This is a genomic window from Salmonella sp. WC3 (genome assembly GCF_042932255.1).
In the GTDB taxonomy this organism is placed as follows: Bacteria; Pseudomonadota; Gammaproteobacteria; order Enterobacterales; family Enterobacteriaceae; genus Salmonella; species Salmonella enterica.
This window is the reverse complement of record NZ_CP170629.1, coordinates 3,826,047-3,849,167: the sequence shown is the minus strand read 5'-3', so window position 1 is coordinate 3,849,167 and position 23,121 is coordinate 3,826,047. Positions and strand designations below refer to the sequence as shown.

General features: G+C 45.6%; 24 protein-coding genes. 16 read left to right on the top strand and 8 right to left on the bottom strand.

The features are described from left to right. Nucleotides 1-4 precede the first annotated feature (4 nt). Genes sipA through sptP form a run of 5 tightly spaced genes read left to right on the top strand, consistent with a single transcriptional unit; the run spans nt 5 to nt 4,670 of the window. The gene (gene sipA, locus ACFK9X_RS18840) at nt 5-2,062 is read left to right on the top strand and encodes an SPI-1 type III secretion system effector SipA (protein WP_151117328.1); all 2,058 of its coding nucleotides are present in this window, start codon (nt 5-7) and stop codon (nt 2,060-2,062) included. Between the two features lie 18 nt (nt 2,063-2,080). Next, on the top strand, nt 2,081-2,329 hold the full coding sequence (locus ACFK9X_RS18835; RefSeq protein ID WP_001055579.1) for an acyl carrier protein: 249 nt from the start codon (nt 2,081-2,083) through the stop codon (nt 2,327-2,329). Between the two features lie 43 nt (nt 2,330-2,372). Then, the gene (locus tag ACFK9X_RS18830; protein WP_000692253.1) at nt 2,373-2,633 is read left to right on the top strand and encodes a hypothetical protein; all 261 of its coding nucleotides are present in this window, start codon (nt 2,373-2,375) and stop codon (nt 2,631-2,633) included. Between the two features lie 26 nt (nt 2,634-2,659). Continuing rightward, a complete protein-coding gene (gene sicP, locus ACFK9X_RS18825) occupies nt 2,660-3,052 on the top strand; it encodes a chaperone SicP (protein ID WP_001147851.1) in 393 nt (130 codons plus the stop codon). Continuing rightward, complete coding sequence (gene sptP, locus ACFK9X_RS18820; RefSeq protein ID WP_151117326.1) at nt 3,039-4,670, top strand: SPI-1 type III secretion system effector GTPase-activating protein SptP; 1,632 nt, start codon at nt 3,039-3,041, stop codon at nt 4,668-4,670. The genes sicP and sptP overlap by 14 nt, the downstream gene beginning before the upstream one ends. Nucleotides 4,671-4,723: 53 nt before the next feature. Here the strand turns inward: sptP and iagB are convergent, their stop codons facing one another. The 3 genes from iagB to hilD all read right to left on the bottom strand — a co-directional run bounded on the left by iagB (nt 4,724) and on the right by hilD (nt 8,906). Beyond that, the gene (gene iagB / locus ACFK9X_RS18815; RefSeq protein ID WP_000558927.1) at nt 4,724-5,206 is read right to left on the bottom strand and encodes an SPI-1 type III secretion system invasion protein IagB; all 483 of its coding nucleotides are present in this window, start codon (nt 5,204-5,206) and stop codon (nt 4,724-4,726) included. 17 nt (nt 5,207-5,223) lie between these two features. Beyond that, complete coding sequence (hilA, locus tag ACFK9X_RS18810) at nt 5,224-6,885, bottom strand: transcriptional regulator HilA (protein ID WP_001120085.1); 1,662 nt, start codon at nt 6,883-6,885, stop codon at nt 5,224-5,226. A gap of 1,091 nt (nt 6,886-7,976) precedes the next feature. After that, the gene (gene hilD / locus ACFK9X_RS18805; protein ID WP_000432699.1) at nt 7,977-8,906 is read right to left on the bottom strand and encodes a transcriptional regulator HilD; all 930 of its coding nucleotides are present in this window, start codon (nt 8,904-8,906) and stop codon (nt 7,977-7,979) included. Nucleotides 8,907-9,221: 315 nt separating this feature from the next. Here hilD and prgH point away from each other — a divergent pair, with 315 nt between their 5' ends. The 10 genes from prgH to avrA all read left to right on the top strand — a co-directional run bounded on the left by prgH (nt 9,222) and on the right by avrA (nt 16,844). Continuing rightward, nucleotides 9,222-10,400: a type III secretion system inner membrane ring protein PrgH gene (prgH, locus tag ACFK9X_RS18800; RefSeq protein ID WP_000450196.1), complete on the top strand. Its 1,179-nt coding sequence runs from the start codon at nt 9,222-9,224 to the stop codon at nt 10,398-10,400. Nucleotides 10,401-10,424: 24 nt separating this feature from the next. Further along, nucleotides 10,425-10,667 (top strand): type III secretion system needle filament protein PrgI, encoded by a 243-nt coding sequence (gene prgI / locus ACFK9X_RS18795; RefSeq protein WP_000235228.1) that lies wholly within the window; start codon nt 10,425-10,427, stop codon nt 10,665-10,667. Between the two features lie 18 nt (nt 10,668-10,685). After that, nucleotides 10,686-10,991, top strand: a complete 306-nt coding sequence (gene prgJ / locus ACFK9X_RS18790; protein WP_000020431.1) for a type III secretion system inner rod protein PrgJ — start codon at nt 10,686-10,688, stop codon at nt 10,989-10,991. Next, nucleotides 10,988-11,746, top strand: a complete 759-nt coding sequence (gene prgK / locus ACFK9X_RS18785; RefSeq protein WP_000621238.1) for a type III secretion system inner membrane ring lipoprotein PrgK — start codon at nt 10,988-10,990, stop codon at nt 11,744-11,746. Before prgJ ends, prgK begins: the two co-directional genes overlap by 4 nt. Beyond that, nucleotides 11,718-12,317, top strand: a complete 600-nt coding sequence (orgA, locus tag ACFK9X_RS18780; protein ID WP_001574876.1) for an oxygen-regulated invasion protein OrgA — start codon at nt 11,718-11,720, stop codon at nt 12,315-12,317. The genes prgK and orgA overlap by 29 nt, the downstream gene beginning before the upstream one ends. Continuing rightward, a complete protein-coding gene (gene orgB, locus ACFK9X_RS18775; RefSeq protein ID WP_000916654.1) occupies nt 12,274-12,954 on the top strand; it encodes a type III secretion system linker protein OrgB in 681 nt (226 codons plus the stop codon). Before orgA ends, orgB begins: the two co-directional genes overlap by 44 nt. Beyond that, the gene (locus tag ACFK9X_RS18770; protein ID WP_000612179.1) at nt 12,951-13,403 is read left to right on the top strand and encodes a type III secretion system effector protein OrgC; all 453 of its coding nucleotides are present in this window, start codon (nt 12,951-12,953) and stop codon (nt 13,401-13,403) included. The genes orgB and ACFK9X_RS18770 overlap by 4 nt, the downstream gene beginning before the upstream one ends. A 344-nt stretch (nt 13,404-13,747) precedes the next feature. Further along, entirely contained in the window at nt 13,748-14,635 is an 888-nt protein-coding gene (gene hilC, locus ACFK9X_RS18765; protein ID WP_000243998.1) for an invasion transcriptional regulator HilC, read from the top strand. Between the two features lie 384 nt (nt 14,636-15,019). Next, nucleotides 15,020-15,775, top strand: coding sequence for a transcriptional regulator SprB (gene sprB / locus ACFK9X_RS18760; protein ID WP_151117324.1), 756 nt, complete (start codon nt 15,020-15,022; stop codon nt 15,773-15,775). Nucleotides 15,776-15,935: 160 nt separating this feature from the next. Further along, nucleotides 15,936-16,844: a type III secretion system YopJ family effector AvrA gene (gene avrA / locus ACFK9X_RS18755; RefSeq protein WP_077905364.1), complete on the top strand. Its 909-nt coding sequence runs from the start codon at nt 15,936-15,938 to the stop codon at nt 16,842-16,844. 98 nt (nt 16,845-16,942) lie between these two features. Here the strand turns inward: avrA and sitD are convergent, their stop codons facing one another. From sitD to sitA, 4 genes are read right to left on the bottom strand one after another with little or no spacing between them, the layout of a single operon-like run. Continuing rightward, nucleotides 16,943-17,791: an iron/manganese ABC transporter permease subunit SitD gene (gene sitD / locus ACFK9X_RS18750; RefSeq protein ID WP_000480209.1), complete on the bottom strand. Its 849-nt coding sequence runs from the start codon at nt 17,789-17,791 to the stop codon at nt 16,943-16,945. Further along, nucleotides 17,782-18,642: an iron/manganese ABC transporter permease subunit SitC gene (gene sitC, locus ACFK9X_RS18745; protein WP_001104333.1), complete on the bottom strand. Its 861-nt coding sequence runs from the start codon at nt 18,640-18,642 to the stop codon at nt 17,782-17,784. The genes sitD and sitC overlap by 10 nt, the downstream gene beginning before the upstream one ends. Then, nucleotides 18,639-19,460 carry an iron/manganese ABC transporter ATP-binding protein SitB gene (gene sitB / locus ACFK9X_RS18740; RefSeq protein WP_023181876.1) on the bottom strand — a complete coding sequence of 274 codons (822 nt, stop codon included), beginning with the start codon at nt 19,458-19,460 and terminating at the stop codon, nt 18,639-18,641. The genes sitC and sitB overlap by 4 nt, the downstream gene beginning before the upstream one ends. Then, nucleotides 19,457-20,374 (bottom strand): iron/manganese ABC transporter substrate-binding protein SitA, encoded by a 918-nt coding sequence (sitA, locus tag ACFK9X_RS18735; RefSeq protein WP_000182930.1) that lies wholly within the window; start codon nt 20,372-20,374, stop codon nt 19,457-19,459. The genes sitB and sitA overlap by 4 nt, the downstream gene beginning before the upstream one ends. 181 nt (nt 20,375-20,555) lie before the next feature. Between sitA and ACFK9X_RS18730 the strand changes: the two genes are divergently transcribed. Continuing rightward, complete coding sequence (locus ACFK9X_RS18730) at nt 20,556-20,900, top strand: nitrous oxide-stimulated promoter family protein (protein ID WP_001117944.1); 345 nt, start codon at nt 20,556-20,558, stop codon at nt 20,898-20,900. 61 nt (nt 20,901-20,961) lie between these two features. Here the strand turns inward: ACFK9X_RS18730 and flhA are convergent, their stop codons facing one another. Continuing rightward, entirely contained in the window at nt 20,962-23,040 is a 2,079-nt protein-coding gene (gene flhA / locus ACFK9X_RS18725) for a formate hydrogenlyase transcriptional activator FlhA (RefSeq protein WP_000122692.1), read from the bottom strand. Nucleotides 23,041-23,121: the final 81 nt, after the last annotated feature.

The window sequence follows — 23,121 nt, the reverse complement described above, 5'->3', positions numbered from 1 at the left end:
AATAATGGTTACAAGTGTAAGGACTCAGCCCCCCGTCATAATGCCAGGTATGCAGACCGAGATCAAAACGCAGGCCACGAATCTTGCGGCGAATCTTTCCGCAGTCAGAGAAAGTGCCACAGCGACGCTGTCAGGGGAAATTAAAGGCTCGCAACTGGAAGATTTTCCCGCGCTGATCAAACAGGCGAGTCTGGATGCATTGTTTAAATGCGGGAAAGACGCTGAGGCGTTAAAAGAAGTTTTTACCAATTCAAATAATGTCGCCGGTAAGAAAGCGATAATGGAGTTTGCCGGGCTCTTTCGTTCAGCGCTCAACGCCACCAGTGATTCTCCTGAGGCGAAGACGCTACTGATGAAGGTGGGGGCAGAGTATACCGCGCAAATCATAAAAGATGGCCTGAAAGAAAAGTCAGCTTTTGGGCCATGGCTGCCAGAAACAAAGAAAGCGGAAGCGAAGCTGGAAAACCTGGAAAAGCAGCTGTTAGATATTATCAAAAATAACACTGGCGGTGAATTAAGTAAATTATCGACGAATTTTGTTATGCAGGAGGTGATGCCCTATATTGCCAGCTGCATTGAACATAACTTTGGCTGTATGTTAGATCCGTTAACCCGCAGCAATCTTACGCACCTTGTTGACAAAGCGGCGGCGAAGGCGGTTGAGGCGCTTGATATGTGCCACCAAAAATTAACGCAAGAGCAGGGTACCAGCGTAGGACGGGAAGCCCGGCACCTTGAAATGCAAACGTTGATACCCCTGCTGCTACGTAATGTTTTTGCACAAATTCCTGCAGATAAACTGCCTGACCCTAAAATTCCGGAGCCTGCGGCTGGACCAGTACCTGATGGTGGGAAAAAAGCAGAACCTACGGGTATTAATATCAATATTAATATTGATAGCAGTAACCATAGCGTGGATAACAGTAAGCATATTAACAATAGCCGAAGCCATGTCGATAATAGCCAGCGCCATATCGATAATAGCAACCATGATAATAGCCGGAAGACGATTGATAATAGCCGAACATTTATTGATAACAGCCAACGCAATGGCGAGTCACACCATTCGACTAACAGCAGCAACGTAAGTCATAGTCATTCGCGTGTGGATTCGACTACGCATCAAACGGAGACGGCACACAGCGCCAGCACAGGGGCAATTGACCATGGCATCGCGGGTAAAATTGACGTCACGGCTCATGCGACGGCAGAGGCTGTGACCAACGCTTCATCCGAAAGTAAAGATGGAAAGGTGGTCACGTCAGAAAAGGGCACTACGGGTGAAACAACCTCTTTTGATGAAGTCGATGGCGTAACCAGCAAGAGCATTATCGGCAAGCCGGTACAGGCCACGGTGCACGGCGTTGATGATAATAAACAGCAAAGCCAGACGGCAGAGATTGTGAATGTGAAGCCGCTTGCCAGTCAACTGGCTGGCGTCGAGAATGTTAAAACCGATACCTTACAATCAGACACGACGGTAATTACAGGTAATAAAGCCGGTACGACCGATAATGATAATAGTCAGACAGATAAGACTGGCCCATTTTCTGGTTTGAAGTTTAAGCAAAATAGTTTCCTCTCAACAGTACCGAGCGTTACGAATATGCATTCAATGCATTTCGACGCCCGTGAGACGTTTTTGGGTGTGATACGTAAAGCCCTGGAGCCAGATACCTCCACACCGTTCCCTGTACGCAGAGCGTTTGACGGCTTGCGTGCGGAAATATTACCCAATGACACGATAAAGAGTGCAGCGTTGAAAGCGCAATGTAGCGATATTGACAAGCACCCAGAATTGAAAGCGAAAATGGAGACTCTCAAAGAGGTCATTACTCATCATCCACAAAAAGAAAAACTGGCTGAGATTGCACTGCAGTTTGCCAGAGAGGCGGGGCTGACCAAGCTAAAAGGGGAAACTGACTATGTGTTAAGTAATGTGCTGGACGGCCTTATCGGAGACGGTAGCTGGCGAGCTGGCCCGGCTTACGAGTCATACCTGAATAAACCTGGCGTGGATCGGGTTATTACTACCGTTGATGGCTTGCACATGCAGCGTTAATTAACCGGGAAAGATGCGATGAATATGGATATTGAAGCAAGAGTCAAAAAAGTGATCACCTCCTGTATTGCCGTTGATGTTGATAGTATCAATGGTCAGACCCATCTGGTTGAGGATCTTTACGCTGACTCATTGGATTTAATTGATATTGTATTTGGTCTTAGTGAGGAGTTTGACATTAGTTGCAATGAAAACGATCTTCCTGATATGACGACCTTTGCGGATATATGCCGTGTTGTTAAAAAAAGTCTTGAGTCCAGGGTGTAGTATTTTTCTCTCGCTTGACAACAATTGAATAAGATTAATTGTTATGAAAATCATCACACATGTAGTACCCGGTTCAGGTATGGCTGCAATATATGATGATATTGCTGACAGTTCGCGTTTTGTTATTAAAGGCAAGTTACGTCATGTTGAAAATGATCCGAAGGAGTTGCTGATATGTGTTCCGATGCGTAGTGAATGGCTATTCTACTGGATTAAAGGAGAGAAATATTGCGCCCGGCGATGGGCGCGAAAAAATATCAAGACATTGTGTAACCAGATTAAATTTGAAGAAGCAATCTTATAAAAGATATAATTTAAGAGGAAAGTAAATTGCAAGCACACCAGGATATTATCGCTAATATTGGTGAGAAATTGGGTTTACCGCTCACTTTTGACGACAACAATCAGTGCTTATTACTACTCGATAGCGATATTTTTACGTCTATTGAAGCTAAAGATGATATCTGGTTATTGAACGGTATGATTATACCGTTATCGCCTGTTTGTGGCGATTCTATCTGGCGGCAGATTATGGTGATTAATGGTGAACTGGCTGCGAATAATGAAGGTACGTTAGCGTATATTGATGCTGCAGAGACGTTGTTGTTTATACATGCAATTACCGATCTGACAAATACTTACCATATTATATCGCAGCTTGAGTCATTTGTGAATCAGCAGGAAGCGCTCAAAAACATACTGCAGGAATATGCTAAAGTATGAGGAGAGAAAATTGAATAATTTAACGTTGTCTTCGTTTTCAAAAGTTGGTGTGTCGAATGATGCCCGACTTTATATTGCTAAGGAAAATACTGACAAGGCATATGTTGCGCCTGAAAAACTTTCGTCAAAAGTATTAACTTGGCTTGGAAAAATGCCGTTATTTAAAAACACTGAAGTGGTGCAAAAACATACGGAAAATATCAGAGTACAGGACCAAAAGATTTTACAGACATTTCTCCAGGCACTAACGGAAAAATATGGGGAAACAGCGGTTAATGACGCACTGTTAATGTCCCGTATAAATATGAACAAACCCCTTACCCAACGTTTAGCAGTGCAGATCACGGAGTGTGTAAAAGCTGCTGACGAAGGGTTTATAAACCTTATTAAGAGCAAGGATAATGTTGGTGTCAGGAATGCCGCTTTAGTCATAAAAGGCGGCGATACAAAAGTGGCAGAAAAAAATAACGATGTTGGAGCAGAAAGTAAGCAACCTTTACTCGATATCGCGCTAAAGGGACTTAAAAGAACATTACCGCAACTGGAACAAATGGATGGAAATAGCCTGCGAGAAAACTTCCAGGAGATGGCTTCAGGTAACGGCCCGCTGCGTTCATTAATGACGAATTTACAGAATTTAAATAAAATTCCAGAGGCTAAACAACTTAATGATTATGTTACAACGTTAACAAATATTCAGGTCGGTGTAGCCCGGTTCTCACAATGGGGAACCTGTGGAGGAGAGGTTGAGAGGTGGGTTGATAAAGCCTCTACTCATGAATTAACCCAGGCTGTAAAAAAAATTCACGTTATTGCTAAAGAACTGAAAAATGTTACAGCTGAACTTGAGAAAATAGAAGCCGGCGCGCCAATGCCACAGACGATGAGCGGACCGACACTGGGCCTGGCACGGTTTGCGGTCAGCAGCATTCCAATTAATCAGCAAACCCAGGTGAAACTGAGCGATGGAATGCCTGTGCCAGTGAATACGTTAACTTTTGACGGTAAGCCTGTGGCATTAGCCGGTTCGTACCCAAAAAATACGCCGGACGCGCTGGAAGCGCATATGAAAATGCTTCTTGAAAAAGAATGCTCGTGCCTGGTGGTGTTAACGTCGGAAGATCAGATGCAGGCAAAACAATTACCAGCCTATTTCAGAGGGAGCTACACCTTTGGCGAGGTGCATACCAACAGCCAAAAAGTGAGTTCAGCCAGTCAGGGAGAAGCGATAGACCAATACAATATGCAACTGTCCTGCGGGGAAAAGCAGTATACAATCCCGGTATTGCATGTGAAAAATTGGCCAGATCACCAGCCGTTACCGTCTACTGATCAGTTAGAATACCTGGCGGATAGAGTGAAAAATAGTAACCAAAATGGCGCGCCGGGGCGTAGTTCATCAGATAAGCATTTACCGATGATTCATTGTCTGGGCGGAGTGGGAAGAACCGGAACGATGGCGGCGGCCCTTGTACTTAAGGATAATCCTCATAGTAATCTGGAGCAGGTACGTGCAGATTTCCGGAATTCACGGAACAATAGAATGCTGGAAGACGCCTCACAGTTTGTACAACTAAAAGCAATGCAAGCCCAGTTGCTTATGACGACGGCAAGCTGATAAAAACATAGCTTACTTTTAGAACTATCTGAAAGTAAGCTATTTCTGTATAATTATTTGTTTACCGCGATAGAAAGTCTTTTGTTTTTCTCTTCTGCTGACATCTCTTTTAATTTTCTATAATTCTCCCAAATTTTTTTAGCATAACGCTTCCTTATATCCGATCGTTTCGGAGACGTCCCGGCATTATAAGCGCCAACGGCCTCCCAGCTATAACCGTAGATTTTCATCATATCTGATAAAATGGATGCGCCCACAATGACAGAAATGCAGGGATCCTGTAACAACTGTTTTTCACTAATCCCCATTTTTTTCAGCCTTTTCATATGGAAGCTGTTAATTTGCATCAGGCCAAGATCGGTTGAACCATCTCGGTTATGGCCAATGGCGCCAGGTTTCATCGCCGATTCCTGCTGGGCGATAGCGTAAAGTAGTTCGGATTCAATATTGAACATTTTTTCAGCCTGAAGCCAGCAATCAGCCCATGCCGTATTTATGCTAAGCAACCAGATTACGATGATAAAAAAATAATGCATATCTCCTCTCTCAGATTTTACCGTAATTTAATCAAGCGGGGATCCTGTTTCCATCTTTTGAACCAAATATTGTCTTCGTTTTTAAATTTATTCCACATTTTCTCGGCAATAGCTTCGCCGTGGGCAACCAGCACTAACGGTAATAATCCCGGATTATTATCTATACGCTGTTCACTTTCCAGAAATTCTCTTATCGTCGGTAAGGCACGCTCACTATTCTGACAATATTCAGCGTAAAGAAGATTAACAGCAATAAGTCCTGTTATTTCCTGCGTGGATATTTCTTTAGTTAATTTTCGTGCCAGTTCATGTTTACCTTTAAGCGAAAGAAACATAACCTGCATACTTAATAATATTGGATTATCCTGCAGGTGTTGTGAGCGTAATTCATCGCCTAAACGTATAGCATCATCAATACCGGTATGATAATAGGTAATCCACAGCTTAGTGATCCCTGCGGCTGCGCGCGTTGGGTCCAATTTTAAACACTCGTTAATCGTTTGTAAGGCCTCCTCCAACTGACCAGCCATGAAGAGATTCCAGCCATAATAATATTTAATATCTGCAGAAATGGGCGAAAGTAAGTTAGCTTGTTTGAATAGCAAACTCCCGACGATGTATTCTGAATGAATCGTATTAATTAGTCCCAGTAATCCTAAAGCTTGTGGATTATTGTGGTCCAGCTCTGTCGCCTTAATCGCATGTTCTTTAGCTTTGATCATGGCGTTTTGTTTATCAAAAATCCCCATTTGCGCCATGCTGAGGTAGCATTCTGCCAGCGCACAGTAAGGCGCAATGCTGTTTGGCGACATGTTAACGCATTGAGTCAGCAATTTAAGCGCTTGCTGTAAGCTATAGGGGGTATATTGATTTAACTCATGCTTACCGCGTAAGTAAACCATAGTACTGTCAATCGAATTTAGCTCGCTAATCTGCTTTGTGTCCCAGCGAAGTCCGGGAATACATCTGAGCAAAAGATTCGCAATTTTGTTTTGTAAGAGAGAAGCGGGTTGGTGTTCTATCAACTTAATGCTTTCCTGGTGCAGCAGGTGATAACCTTTAACCCGAACTATCTCGATCTGTACAATATTATCATTGCCATCGGGTATCATCTGCCCGGAGATATAATAATCGGGGCGTAATTGATCCATGAGCTCAAGAATATCCTTAACACTGCGGCAGTTCTTCGTAATGGTCACCGGCAGCACGCTCAGGCCAAAGGGCGCATACTGCGATAATCCCTTCACGATAGAGTAATGCAGACTCTCGGATTGAACCTGATCCTGCATCTGAAAAGGAAGTATCGCCAATGTATGAGTCGTAGGTTGCGGCGCTGGCGGAGACACCACTACGACCGGACGATTAAACCGATAGCCCTGTCCGTACAGTGTTTCAATGTAACGATGCTCTTTATCTTCCGACAGAATACGTCGTAAGGCATAAATACAGCGGGTAAGAGATTCTTCGTTAACTTCCGCGTCGCCCCATACCTGGTCCAGTAAGGTGTTTTTACTCACAATCTCGCCGGCGGCTTCGAGCAGGATGACCAGAACGGCATATTCTTTTGGCGGAATATTGACTTTCTTTTCTGAGCGTAGCAGGGAGCCGTCCATGTTGAGTATGAAATCATCAAAGACGAATTTTTTATTCGATACAGGAACAGGATTAAAATGTGGCATGATAATAGTGTATTCTCTTACAGGGTGAAAAGTTATAATAACTAATACAAGTCGTTAGGATAGAATCTACTGTTTCAGTAATTCTGCTGTTAGTACTAACGGTCAGGTTGAGCTTTTATTATGAGCTTAATGTCATATTCTACGGGCTCGGGTTTATATGTTTTTAACATTTGATTATTTAGCTTATGCCTGTGCTTTAAATAACTGACATGTTGGTAATAATATTGTTATAACTAACTGTGATTATCGAATGGACGCTGCCGTATATCCTGGTGCAGAGAGAGTCAGCGCCGGGCATCTAAATATTTACATATTTAACTTGGCCTCATTGCAATAGAGATTAGTTTTGTAGCTATCTTACTGCATTTTTTTGGGGTGTAAATGCTGCTTATTATATCTTCATGGTTAATGGTCTGATAATTACACCATCAGAACCATTTTTCTCGAAGATTTCCACTAAATGACCATTCGTTGAAAGTTTAAGAGTGTAATTTGTCTTAGGTTCCAAAATATAAATGAAAGACTGTTTATAATGGTGCGCTTATTTTTATATTTTTTTTGCAAAATAATGATATCGTCTTTTCTTTACTCCCTTCAGCTATAGCGTCAAAAAGGCAGGGGGTTTATGAGCAGTATCATCCTCAGGCTGGCCCCAGGCATTATATCGATATCAGGAGGAAGAGAGGAGGTATGCCTGGCAGAAAGCTAACAAGCGTGACTGTTTCGGTATAGACCGTTCAGGCAAATAGTTCTCAGAGGGAACGGATGATGTATAAATATGAATAAAATGCCGGCCTTAATCCACAGGGTTAAAGCCGGAAGGAGATAGTGTCATCTGGACGAATTCTTACGCTGTGAATAAGGCAATATCGTTTTACCAGTCATCATAGCGATGACAAGTTCACAAAAATCGTGTTATATAATCAGCCTTACTTTAAATTACCAGAGATATCAGTATAAGCTGTCTTCCGGACAGAACAATGATATTGAATAGCCTCCCATCCTGATAGAGTGTGTTAATGCGCAGTCTGAATTTTAAATTATTACAATTTTAATAAAAATCTTTACTTAAGTGACAGATACAAAAAATGTTAATGGTTCGCCATTTTTATGAATGTCGATGGCGTAGTTTTAAAATATTTTTTGAAACATTGAATGAAGTAGGACGTGCTATCATAACCACATTTTAATGCTACAGCATTAACATTATGGTTGCCTATGCGTAAAAGTTTTGCTGCCTGATTCATTCTTGCCGATAAGTAGATGTCGCTAAAGCTTGTACCTTCTTCTGCAAGTTTCCGTTTGAGCGTTGACGTACTCATAAATATATGATCGGCAACATCCGTAAGCTTCCACTGTCTACTGGGTGACGAAGATATAATGTTGTAAACGCGCTCCTTTAACGTTATCTGAGCCGAGCTAAGGATGATCTCATAACTCTCCGGGAGTCGGAGAAAAGCAGTAAGCAGGAACAGCAGAAAATAAGGAATTAACTCTTCATTTTCAATACAACTCTTGTTGTTACAGTTACTGCAACCTTTGCTTGTATCCTTCGTACAGGAGAACGCCGTTTTCAGATGTTCAAATACCTCTCTTCTGGCAGGAAAGTCAGGCGTATAGAAGATTTTCTGCGCTTTCTCTGTGGGTACCGCCATTTTGGTTTGCTGCTCGTTTGGGATAAGTGCATAGAGAGCGCCAAGTCGTTGCGTCGGTATCTCGAGTATATCGAAATCCATGTGGCCATTGACCTCTTCAAGCGTCACGTTAACTACCTGCTCTTTTTTGAGCACCAACATCCCAGGTTCGTCACAGTAAATCGTATCGTGATTATTGCTAATCGTCAGTTTACCGCTCCGAAAGCAAACTAAAGTGAAACTGCTTACATAAAGATTTTTGATGGTAACCTGCTGAGTCTGACTTTTAATTTGCTGCCGGGTATTTGTCAAAAGTGATTTTAATTTCTGTAAGTTATCTGCGGCAGGACGCTGATGACTATTACTTACAAAGGTTACATTTTCCATATTATCCCTTTGTTGATGTTATTTTAATGTTCCTTACTGGTATCCTACTGAAAAAATCTGAGTTGTAAATGCTCTTTATTAGCGTGTGTTGGCAATGGTCTGATTGTTACACCAAAAGAACCCAAATTTGGGTAATTTATCTACAGTAGTTTAAGCCCCAATGGGGATGATGGTTCTTTTAATATGTGTTGAGACGCATTATACAGAATAAATTGATTTTATTTCTCACTTTTCATTCTATTTTCATCAGGAATCCCTGTGTCCTGTGCGGTAATCTGCTGCTATCGAGAACGACAGACATCGCTAACAGTATATATGGAAACATCAAAAGAGAAGACGATAACAAGCCCAGGGCCATACATAGTTCGATTACTTAACAGCTCACTGAACGGCTGTGAGTTTCCATTGCTGACAGGCCGAACACTCTTTGTGGTAGGTCAGAGTGATGCGCTCACTGCTTCAGGTCAACTCCCTGATATACCTGCCGATAGCTTTTTTATCCCGCTGGACCATGGCGGAGTAAATTTTGAAATCCAGGTGGATACGGATGCGACCGAAATTATACTCCATGAGCTGAAAGAAGGAAATTCTGAATCTCGTTCGGTGCAATTAAATACGCCAATACAGGTCGGTGAATTGCTTATCCTGATTCGCCCGGAAAGCGAGCCGTGGGTGCCCGAGCAGCCTGAGAAGTTAGAAACGTCTGCAAAAAAGAACGAGCCGCGTTTTAAAAACGGAATTGTAGCAGCACTGGCCGGGTTTTTTATATTGGGAATTGGGACGGTGGGGACGTTATGGATACTTAACTCGCCGCAGCGGCAGGCCGCAGAGCTCGATTCGTTATTGGGGCAGGAGAAGGAGCGCTTTCAGGTGTTGCCAGGACGGGACAAAATGCTCTATGTCGCTGCGCAAAATGAAAGAGATACGCTGTGGGCTCGTCAGGTTTTAGCGAGGGGCGATTATGATAAAAATGCGCGGGTGATTAACGAAAACGAAGAAAATAAGCGTATCTCTACCTGGCTGGATACCTATTATCCGCAGCTGGCTTATTATCGGCTTCATTTCGATGAGCCGCGTAAACCCGTTTTCTGGCTAAGCCGCCAGCGAAACACGATGAGCAAGAAAGAGCTCGAGGTGTTAAGTCAAAAGCTGAGAGCGCTAATGCCTTACGCGGATTCGGTTAACATCACGTTGATGGACGATGTTACCGCAGCAGGCCAGGCGGAAGCGGGGCTAAAACAGCAGGCGTTACCTTATTCCCGCAGGAATCATAAGGGGGGCGTAACGTTTGTTATTCAGGGGGCGCTCGATGATGTAGAAATACTCAGAGCCCGTCAATTTGTCGATAGCTATTACCGCACATGGGGAGGACGCTATGTGCAGTTTGCGATCGAATTAAAAGATGACTGGCTCAAGGGGCGCTCATTTCAGTACGGGGCGGAAGGTTATATCAAAATGAGCCCAGGCCATTGGTATTTCCCAAGCCCACTTTAATTTAACGTAAATAAGGAAGTCATTATGGCAACACCTTGGTCAGGCTATCTGGATGACGTCTCAGCAAAATTTGATACGGGCGTTGATAATCTACAAACGCAGGTAACAGAGGCGCTGGATAAATTAGCAGCAAAACCCTCCGATCCGGCGCTACTGGCGGCGTATCAGAGTAAGCTCTCGGAATATAACTTGTACCGTAACGCGCAATCGAACACGGTAAAAGTCTTTAAGGATATTGATGCTGCCATTATTCAGAACTTCCGTTAATCAGTTATAAGGTGGATTATGTCGATTGCAACTATTGTCCCTGAGAATGCCGTTATAGGGCAGGCGGTCAATATCAGGTCTATGGAAACGGACATTGTCTCGCTGGATGACCGGCTACTCCAGGCTTTTTCTGGTTCGGCGATTGCCACGGCTGTGGATAAACAGACGATTACCAACAGGATTGAGGACCCTAATCTGGTGACGGATCCTAAAGAGCTGGCTATTTCGCAAGAGATGATTTCAGATTATAACCTGTATGTTTCTATGGTCAGTACCCTTACTCGTAAAGGAGTCGGGGCTGTTGAAACGCTATTACGCTCATGATTCGTCGATATCTATATACTTTTCTGCTGGTAATGACCCTTGCCGGCTGTAAGGATAAGGATCTTTTAAAAGGACTGGACCAGGAACAGGCTAATGAGGTCATTGCCGTTCTGCAAATGCACAATATAGAGGCGAATAAAATTGATAGCGGAAAATTGGGCTATAGCATTACCGTTGCTGAGCCTGATTTTACCGCTGCGGTGTACTGGATTAAAACTTATCAGCTTCCTCCCCGGCCACGGGTGGAAATAGCGCAGATGTTCCCGGCGGATTCGCTGGTATCGTCTCCGCGAGCTGAAAAGGCCAGGTTATATTCGGCTATTGAACAGCGACTGGAACAGTCATTACAGACGATGGAGGGCGTGCTCTCCGCCAGGGTCCATATTAGTTATGATATTGATGCTGGTGAAAATGGCCGCCCGCCAAAACCTGTTCATCTGTCGGCATTAGCCGTATATGAACGAGGTTCGCCGCTTGCGCATCAGATCAGCGATATCAAGCGTTTCTTAAAGAATAGTTTTGCCGATGTGGATTATGACAACATTTCTGTTGTGTTGTCAGAACGTTCTGATGCCCAATTACAGGCTCCCGGCACACCAGTAAAACGTAATTCTTTTGCAACCAGTTGGATTGTGTTGATTATTTTGTTATCCGTGATGTCAGCAGGCTTTGGCGTCTGGTATTACAAAAACCATTATGCCCGCAATAAGAAAGGCATAACGGCTGATGATAAGGCGAAATCGTCAAATGAATAGGCAGCCATTACCCATTATCTGGCAAAGAATCATTTTTGATCCGTTATCGTATATCCATCCTCAGCGGTTGCAGATAGCGCCGGAAATGATTGTCAGACCCGCCGCCAGGGCGGCGGCAAATGAGTTAATACTGGCGGCATGGCGGCTTAAGAACGGAGAAAAGGAGTGTATTCAAAACTCACTGACGCAGCTGTGGCTGCGTCAGTGGCGCCGACTGCCGCAAGTAGCGTATTTACTCGGTTGCCATAAACTGAGAGCCGATCTGGCAAGGCAGGGAGCCTTGCTTGGCCTGCCGGATTGGGCGCAAGCATTTTTGGCAATGCATCAGGGAACAAGTTTATCTGTCTGCAATAAGGCGCCGAATCACCGGTTTTTACTTAGCGTCGGGTATGCACAGTTAAATGCCCTAAATGAATTTTTACCTGAATCTTTAGCACAGCGTTTTCCTTTGCTTTTTCCTCCATTTATTGAGGAGGCATTGAAGCAGGATGCTGTAGAAATGTCAATTTTGCTACTGGCCTTACAATATGCTCAAAAATATCCCAATACCGTCCCCGCTTTCGCCTGTTGAGGGGATACTGATAAAGCGTAAAACGCTGGAACGTTATTTCTCTATTGAAAGATTAGAACAGCAGGCGCATCAACGGGCTAAGCGTATTTTGCGAGAGGCGGAAGAAGAGGCAAAGACCTTGCGGATGTACGCCTATCAGGAAGGTTACGAGCAGGGAATGATAGACGCGTTACAGCAGGTCGCCGCTTATCTTACTGATAATCAGACAATGGCCTGGAAGTGGATGGAAAAAATACAGATTTATGCCCGCGAGTTATTTTCAGCTGCGGTCGACCATCCCGAAACGCTTTTAACCGTCCTGGATGAGTGGCTAAGGGATTTCGATAAGCCTGAGGGGCAACTTTTTTTAACACTGCCAGTTAATGCGAAAAAAGATCACCAAAAACTGATGGTGTTGCTTATGGAGAACTGGCCAGGCACTTTTAATCTTAAATATCACCAGGAACAGCGCTTTATCATGAGTTGCGGCGATCAGATCGCAGAATTTTCACCTGAACAATTTGTTGAAACGGCAGTAGGCGTCATTAAGCATCATCTTGATGAACTTCCACAAGACTGCCGGACAATTTCTGATAACGCCATTAACGCACTTATTGATGAATGGAAGACAAAAACGCAAGCGGAGGTTATAAGGTGATACCGGGTACGATTCCGACTTCTTATTTGGTCCCGACAGCAGATACTGAAGCGACGGGTGTGGTTTCGTTGAGTGCCAGGGCCGCTATGCTGAATAATGTGGATAGCGCGCCTTTAAGCAATGGCGGCGACGTTGATCTTTATGATGCATTCTACCAACGACTTTTGGCGCTTCCTGAGTCAGCCTCTTCTGAAACGCTTAAAGATAGCATTTATCAAGAGATGAATGCCTTCAAAGATCCTAACAGTGGTGATTCGGCTTTTGTTTCTTTTGAGCAGCAAACGGCTATGCTACAAAACATGTTAGCAAAAGTTGAACCGGGCACCCATTTATATGAGGCTTTAAACGGGGTATTAGTTGGTACAATGAACGCACAGTCACAAATGACCTCCTGGATGCAGGAGATTATTTTATCGGGCGGGGAAAACAAAGAGGCAATTGACTGGTGAACCCCCATTGCTGGCGATTTGTGATAAGGTATGGTGTATATATCAGCAAATAATGCAGAAAATGCACCATGCCAGTGTGTCTATCTTATTGATGTATATGGATTATTAAGATGTCTGCCAGCCGTTTTATTCTGAAATGATTATATTAATATTGTAAGCTTTTATTACAAAATTGTGCATAAAGTTTGTAAGGGTATCTTTTTGTGACGAAATGAACGCGCGTTGGAATGTAATTATTGGCTATAATAATAAAAAAATCGGATTTAAATCATCTCTGTGAGTTTTAATTATTTGTTTATAAGAATATAACGATTTTGAGTTCCTTATAGCACACAGGATAAAATATGGTATTGCCTTCAATGAATAAATCAGTTGAGGCCATTAGCAATAATCACCTTCAACAGCCGAACAAATTTCCATTAATAAATGGATTAGCTGACGTAAGAGACTATTATGTCGCAAACTGCTTATTGTTTAAACTTAATAAAGGCAGTTTGCGAATTGAAAACGAATTTGGGGAGTTCATCGAACAATCTGCGCCGTGTTTATTTTTATTGGAAAAAGATCAAACAATCACGCTTAGTATGAGCGAAATAGAAGGGCATATTGATTTTTCTTCACTGGAAGTTTCCTATGACTTAATGCAAAAATTCTACAAAGTTTTTTACAGTACAAGAAACTATAATGATCGAGAGCTATCATTAAAAACGAAACCAAAGTATTTTTTTCATGCGGACTTGTTGCCAGGGATGAGTGATACTTTTGACTCTATTTTGCATGGTGTGGCATGTCCACGGGTTTGTAGTAATGTGAGTATTGATGATCATGATTATTCATATTTCTCATTGATGTATCTTATATCGGCATTTGTACGTAAGCCCGGTGGGTTTGATTTCCTTGAGCGAGCAATAAAAATTACGACAAAAGAGAAAGTTTATAACATTATTATCAGCGATCTCACCCGCAAATGGTCACAGGCTGAGGTGGCAGGAAAGCTGTTTATGAGCGTATCAAGTCTGAAGCGAAAACTGGCCGCTGAAGAGGTGAGTTTTAGCAAAATATACCTGGATGCTCGTATGAATCAGGCTATAAAATTATTACGTATGGGGGCTGGAAATATTTCACAAGTCGCGACGATGTGTGGCTATGATACGCCTTCTTATTTTATCGCTATTTTTAAACGGCATTTTAAGATTACACCGCTTAGCTTTATGCGTACAATGAACCATTGATTTGTGAAATTATTTTAAACGTTACTATCTGTTTGCGTTACAGATACCAAATATTTTTTTAATCGTAGTGTATATTTCAGTATCGCTACACCAGTGATATGTAGTTAATGAAAGGGAATCGAAAGCGTTCATTGTCAGACATACATGGCCACCAGGCGCCGGGCAATCGTTGTACTCTAAGAGATTACAGTAAAGTAAAACAGCAAATTTAATCATTATCAGATTTGTAAAAGGAATTCATTTCGGTAACGACATTGCGCATGTAATAACGTATCTGGTCTTATTACCTTTGTAGTAAGAAGGCGTTATCTACTTGCGCAGTAGTCGCCCAGGAAGAAAAATCATTACCGAAGCTGTGGTCAGTTTTCAAAAAAGGATAAATAAATGAGAAATGTAATTATATACGGTATTAACTGGACTAATTGTTATGCCCTACAGTCTATTTTTAAGCAAAAATATCCGGAAAAGTGCGTTAAAACGTGTAACTCATTAACTGCACTTTTGCATTCTCTATCCGATATGCCGGACGCCGGGCTGATTTTAGCTTTGAACCCGCATGAGCATGTTTATCTTTTTCATGCGTTGCTGACGCGGTTGCAGAACCGTAAAGTTTTGGTAGTGGCAGATCGCTTGTATTATATCGATCGCTGTGTGCTGCAATATTTTGGCGTTATGGATTATGTTTTAAAAGACGAACTATCCTGCGCTATCCGCTCGGATCGAGAGAAGCTCCGTCTTCCGGAAGCCTGGCTGCGTTTCTGCCACAGGCCACAAAAGAAAACCGTGGCTGCTACGTATGCTTTTAATGCCGGCGAGACGCCGGAAGAGGTATTGTTTAATATCAATCAATACGCCTGGTGGAATCTACCTCCCGGTGTCACGCAGGCGAAATATGCGCTGCTGATATTATTATCCTCCGGACATCCGGCAATTGAACTGGCGAAAAAATTTGGTCTGGGAACAAAAACCGTCAGTATTTATCGTAAGAAGGTTATGTATCGTTTGGGGATGGACTCTTCACCGCTATCGCTGTTCCGGGGACTGAAACTAGACGCGCATTTACAGCGCACTGCTTTTGCACATACCCCTGCTGTACCTGACGATAATTGCGCGTTACCGATTGCGGTAGGAATGAATTAAAATATTTTTTATCATTTATGACCATGTGTTGAGCTTTTATTATAAAAAAGATTTTTTGAGTAGTAATTCTTATATATAATCATCCGGAGGTGGTTGGTAGCCTGGCTCAATCATTGAGGCATATTTTTGCAGGCAATATATTGAATCTGAAAAGTTAAAGATGATATTTTCGGTGCAGGAGCTATCATGTGGAGGGAAAAGTATGCTAAGTCCTACGACTCGTAATATGGGGGCGAGTTTATCGCCTCAGCCTGACGTCAGCGGGGAGCTAAACACCGAAGCATTGACCTGTATTGTTGAGCGTCTGGAAAGTGAAATTATAGATGGCAGCTGGATTCATATCAGTTACGAGGAAACCGATCTCGAAATGATGCCTTTTCTTGTTGCACAGGCCAATAAGAAGTATCCAGAGTTAAATCTTAAATTTGTTATGTCAGTCCATGAGCTTGTTTCCTCTATAAAGGAGACCAGAATGGAAGGCGTTGAATCTGCCCGATTTCTCGTAAATATGGGAAGTTCAGGTATCCATATTTCAGTCGTCGATTTTAGAGTTATGGACGGAAAGACATCGGTGATTTTGTTCGAACCAGCAGCGTGTAGCGCTTTTGGACCTGCTTTACTGGCGTTGAGGACCAAAGCAGCTCTTGAACGTGAACAACTGCCTGATTGTTATTTTGCTATGGTCGAGCTGGACATTCAACGAAGCTCTTCTGAATGCGGTATTTTTAGCCTGGCGCTCGCCAAAAAACTTCAGCTTGAATTTATGAACTTAGTAAAAATTCATGAAGATAATATTTGTGAACGTCTGTGTGGTGAAGAACCTTTTCTCCCGTCCGATAAAGCAGACCGCTATCTGCCGGTGAGTTTTTACAAACATACTCAAGGCGTACAACGATTAAATGAATATGTGGAGGCCAATCCGGCGGCGGGAAGCAGTATAGTAAACAAAAAGAATGAAACGCTTTATGAGCGATTCGATAACAATGCCGTTATGCTAAACGATAAAAAACTCTCTATATCCGCTCATAAAAAAAGGATAGCTGAATATAAGTCTTTACTTAAACCGTAATGAAATTATAAGGTTGCCTGCCAGAGGAAATCCTTCCAGCGCCATAAGACTACTCTATATTATGACCGTATGTTTCCTGAATAGCAGGCAAAAAAGTGTTAACCTTGCGCCTCTGGTACGATTTCATTACGCCTGTCGCGCCATGTTGCGTAAATAAATACCGCAATAAACACGATGGCAAATAATACCACGATGGTCGGCGCTGGCGCGCTATCAAGATAAAAAGACAGATAGACGCCCGCAAAAGCGGTAATAACTGACAGACTCACCGCTAATCCCAGCGCGCGCGCAAAGCGTCGCGTCAGCAAAATGGCAATTGCGCCGGGGGCGATAAGCAGTGAGATCGACAGAATAATGCCCACCGATTTCAGCGTGGCGACGATAGTCAGCGCAATCATACATAGCAGGCCATAATGCAGTAGCGTGGTATTCAGCCCGCTGGCTTTCGCCTGGTGCGGGTCAAAAGCGTGTAGCAGGAGATCTTTCCATTTCAGCCCAATGATTAACGCAATACCCAGTGCAATAACTGACGTTTGTACGATATCCCCCAGCGATACGCCCAGCATATCCCCAAACAGGATGTGATCCAGATGCACTTCCGATTGAATAGAAACATAGAGCACCAGACCTGCGCCAAACATCCCGGAAAAGACGATGCCCATCACCGTATCACGTTTGATGCGGCTGTTATCGTCCAGATAGCCGGTGGCGATAGCGCAAAATAATCCGGCAATGAAAGCGCCAATCGCCAGGGGGATCCCCACAATATATGCCAGCACGACCCCGGGGAATACCGCATGACTCATTGCGTCGCCCATTAACGCCCAGCCTTTTAACACTAAAAACACGGACAGCAAGGCGCAGGGAATCGCCACAATGACCGAAACCATAAGGGCGTTCACCATAAAATCAAACTGAAAGGGTTCCAGTAACGTTGTTAAGAACATGTCGGCTCCTTCTGCAGGCGGGCGCGTCGACGGTTGGCTAACAGACCGTGTTTCGGGGCGAAAATAAAGGCCGTGATGAACAGTAAGGTTTGCATGACGACAATAATTCCGCCAGTGGCGCCATCCAGCCAGTAGCTAAGCCATGCGCCCAGAAAACTGGTCAGGCTGCCAATCACGACGGCAATCATGAGCAGACGTGGAAAACGGTCGGTGAGTAACCAGGCCGTCGCGCCCGGCGTGACGACGAGACAGATCACTAGGAACGCCCCAACGGTTTGCAGGGCCGCCACGGTAGAGACGGACAATAGAGTGAAAAACAACAGCTTTAATCGACCCGGATTAAGCCCGATAGAACGCGCATGAGTCTCATCGAAAAAGACGACCATCAGATCTTTCCACTTTAACAGCAGAATCGTCAGCGAGGCTGCGCCGATAATCGCCAGTTGCGCAATATCCGCTGGCGCGATCGCCAGCACGTTGCCGAGAATAATCGTCTGGATATTCACCGACATCGGATTGAGCGACACCATAAAAAGGCCGACGCCAAAAAAAGAGGAGAAGATAAGCCCGATAATCGCGTCTTCTTTCAGGCGTGAGCGTTGGTTAAGAAAGAGCATACTGCCTGCAGCCAGTCCGCCGGAAAGAAACGCGCCGAGCGAGAAAGGCAGCCCTAACATCCAGGCGCCAGCGACGCCAGGCACAATAGAGTGAGATAGCGCATCGCCAATGAGCGACCAGCCTTTGAGCATCAAATAGCAGGAGAGAAACGCGCACAGACCGCCCACCATCGCGGAGACCCACATCGCGTTGAGCATATACTGGTAGCCAAACGGCTCAACAAGCCAGTTCATGACGATTTTCCTCCGCTGGCCACGCGCCGGGAAATAAAGGGGCGCTCGTCATCGGTGATGATGTGCTCTTCGCCTCCGCTTAGCGCGATATGACGTAGAACGCCGCTAAACGCCTGTTCCAGATTCGCGGCGGTAAACGTGGTTTCGGTAGGGCCGCTGGCCAGTACGGTTCCTTTAATCATTACCGTATAGTCGCAAAACTCGGTGACGGAGCCGAGATTATGCGTTGAGACCAGCATCGTGCGGCCTTCATCGCGCAGTTCCCGTAGTAGATCGATGATTCGCGCTTCGGTTTTTACATCCACGCCGGTAAAAGGTTCATCCAGCAGGATTACTTGTCCATCCTGAGCGATGGCCCTGGCAAGAAACACACGTTTTTTCTGCCCGCCGGACAGCTCGCCAATCTGCCTGTGACGATATTCCTGCATATCCACCCGCGCCAGCGCGGCGTCAACACAGGCGTGATCATGCGCAGTGGGACGGCGTAGCCAGCCCATATGGCCGTAGCGTCCCATCATCACCACATCTTCTACCAGCACCGGAAATGACCAGTCCACTTCTTCCGATTGCGGAACATAAGCAATGAGGTTTTTTTTCAGCGCCTTGTTGACTGACTGTTGCAGGATAGTGATATTGCCCTGCGCAAGATGCACAAAGCCCATTAACGCTTTAAATAACGTAGACTTACCGGAGCCATTTACGCCTACCAGCGCGGCGATTGAACCGCCTGGCACCTGAAAAGTGGCGTCCCGTAGGGCGGTATGACCGTTGCGATACGTCACCGTGACTTGATCAACGGTAATCGCAGATTGACTCATTGTTGACTCCTCAGTCCGTCGTTAATGCCGTTGACGATGGTTTCGGTCGTGACGCGCAGCAGATCCAGATAGGTTGGCACAGGGCCGTCAGCGGCGCTCAGAGAATCGACATACAGCACGCCGCCATAATGCGCGCCGGATTCACGCGCGACCTGGCGGGCCGGTTTATCGGAAACCGTACTCTCGCTAAAGATGGCGGGAATATGGTGCTTTTTAATAGTATCAATCACTTTACGCACCTGTTTTGGCGTTCCCTGTTGATCGGCGTTAATTGGCCAGAGATAAAGCTCTTTCATGTCGTTATCGCGCGCCAGGTAAGAGAACGCGCCTTCACTGGTGACCAGCCAGCGCTGATCGGCGGGAATTTTTTCCAGTTCGGCACGCAACGGATCGGCCATCTGGCGAATTTTCGCTTTATAGCGTTCGGCGTTTTGCTTATAGATCTGCGCATTATCCGGATCGTACTTCACCAGGGCGTCGCGAATGTTATCGACATAAATCAGCGCGTTTTCTGCCGACATCCAGGCGTGCGGGTTCGGTTTACCGTTATACGGGCCTTCGGTAATGCCCATCGGTTTGACACCGGTGGAGACGACGACTTCCGGCACGCCGGAAAGGTGCTGATAAAAGCGGGCGAACCATCGCTCCAGGTTCAGACCATTCGCGAGGATAAGCTGTGCCCCCTGCGCTCGTTTAATATCGCCGGGCGTTGGCTGATACTCATGGATTTCAGCGCCGGGCTTGGTAATTGAGCTGACTTCCGCTGCGTCGCCCGCCACGTTTTTCGCCATGTCGGCAATAACGGTAAACGTGGTGATGACTTTAAATTTCTCTTTTGCATAGGCTGGCGATAGCGCGAGTATCGCAACAATACCGGCAATCAGGAGTGTTTTCAGACGATGTAGATTCGTCATAGTATCCCTCGCAACAATGTGGTTAATTAATCATCGAATATAGCCTTTGCTATGTTATATAGCACAAGGCATGAATAAATGAAAATAATTCTTATTTGCGAAATGGCGACGATATGCAGTGATAGTGCTAAAGAGGGATAAGGTGTAAAATAAATACACCTTAATGTTCGGAGAGAGCACGATGCCTGGTAAACGTATCGCTCGTGAAAAACTGACGATCAAAAAAATGATCGCGCTGTATGAAAGCCAGTGCCCACAGGCGTCAGCGGTGCAGGGGCATTACGAGGCGCTGTTCGCCTACGCGCAAAAACGTCTTGATAAATGCGTATTTGGCGAGGAAAAACCCGCCTGTAAGCAGTGCCCGGTGCACTGCTATCAGCCGGCTAAACGCGAGGAGATGAAGCAGATTATGCGTTGGGCAGGTCCGCGAATGCTTTGGCGGCATCCTGTCCTGACCGTGCGGCACCTTATCGACGATAAGCGCCCCGTTCCGGAATTGCCGGAAAAATATCAGCGCAAGAAGTGAAGGGGAAGCGCCAGGCCTACGGCGCGCATCATCTCCAGGCCGGATCAGATCCGGCAACCCGTTACGCTAACGCGTCTTTATCAATACCCAATCGCTTCATACGCGACAGCAGGGTGGTTCGTTTAAGCCCCAGACGCTGCGCCGCGCCTTTTGGTCCAGCCACTACGCCATTGGTCTCTTTCAGCACGCGTATAATAAGCTGATATTCATCTTCGCCTTCTTTGGCGCTTTCAGTCGCAACAGGCGAGGTATCGGGCGTTACGGCGGTAATATCCGGCAGCGACAGTTGTAGCACATTGCCGCGCGTCAGCAGCACGGCGCGCTCGACGACATTCTCCAGCTCGCGAACGTTCCCCGGCCATTCCATGCTGCTGAGCGTGCGCAGCGTTTCGGCGGGAATGCTGTCGATATTACGCCCCATTCGGCGGGCGATTTTGAAAGTGAACGCTTTGACCAGTAGTGGAATATCTTCCGGACGTTCGCGTAACGGAGGAAGCTGGATCGGAAAAACATTCAGCCGATAGTAGAGATCGTTACGGAATTCGCGATCGGCGACCATTTTTTTCAGATCGCGGTTAGTCGCGGCGATCAGCCGCACGTCGGTCTGGATCAGTTTATTGCTGCCGAGACGTTCAAACTCTTGCTCCTGAAGGACGCGCAGCAGCTTAGGCTGTAGCTCCAGCGGCATGTCGCCCACTTCATCCAGAAACAGCGAGCTTTTATCCGCCAGCTCGAAACGGCCAATCCGCTGCGCGCTGGCGCCGGTAAACGCGCCGCGCTCATGACCAAACAAATCGCTTTCCAGCAGCCCCGCCGGCATCGCGGCGCAGTTCATCTTTACCATCCTGCGCCCGCTACGTCCGCTCAGGTTGTGAATGGCGCGGGCAATCAACTCTTTACCGGTTCCCGTTTCGCCCAGAATTAGCACGGTACTGTCGCTTTGCGCCACCATCTCAACCTGCTTTAGCACGTTGTACATCGCTTCGCTGCGTCCGATGATCTCGCCAAACTCGCTGTCGACGTTATTAAGCTGCTCTGTGAGCGCCAGGTTTTCGTCGACCAGGCGTTCCTTCAGTCGGTGGATTTCCTGATAGGCCAGCGCATTATCCACGGCAATGGCTACCCGTTCGGCAATCTGACGCAGCAGCTTGAGGTTGGCAGTGGTAAACACTTTTTCTTCGCACTGGGCCAGTTTGAGCACGCCAAGCATCGTCTTGCCGGACATCAACGGCAGCAGGCAAAGCGTCTGGATCTGATTGCCCCAGGTATCGAACAGCATGCGTTCGTAGGGGGCAAGCGGATCGCGTTCGTTGAGGTTGATAAGCAGCATCTCTTTACTTTTAAAGACGCGCTCCGTGAGCGTGCCGGCTTCGTCGACTTCGCTCTGTTCGTGCGCCGGATGATGCTCATCAAGGTAGTGGGTGGAGTAGATATTCAGCTTATTTTTGCGATGGCTGCGCAACACGATGCTGATTGCGTCGATATTGAAATAGTGGTGGATCTCTTTTGCGACTTCGCTTACCAGCTCATCAATATCCAGACGCGACAGGACGGCGTTGGTAATCGCAACCAGAATACGGAAGTTATCGCGTTCGCGGCACAATAGATCATAATCGACATTATTGTTTACCCGGTTTTGAATTTGCTCGGCGACCACGCCGACAATTTGGGTAAACGTATGCAGACGGTCATATTCCTTTTCACTCCAGGGGCGATCTTCCTGACGGATGAATTCGCAGCCGCCGAAAATACGGCCCTCCGCGGCTAAAGGAAGCAGACAGTAATGACCAAATTCAGGGTAGAGGCCGCTCGCGGCAAGCTGCGGCCAGGTTTCGGTAAACTCATGGAAATTACAGTGCAATGCATCGGGGCGAGAAAGGATGCGACGTACCGGGCCGTGCGCCAGTACGGTTTCATCTTCATATTCAACAGGACGGCCATTTTCTCGCGTCGCATAATATTGTGCGCGTTGCGACTGCGCCTGCCATAGCACAATGCCGGCGCTGTCGGCGAGCGCTGAACGCTTTACCAGTTGCGAAAGCGCTTCACTGAGCGACGCCAAATCGGGCTGCTGCAATAAGGTACGAGTGATATCGAACAAGCCTTGCTGTCCAAGATCGCTCATGGGTGTATACGACATGTTGCTTTTCCAGGAAAATACCGCAAAACGGTGCGAAAACGGTAAATGAATTATAGGTATAAGTCGTAAGTTATTGCCGGA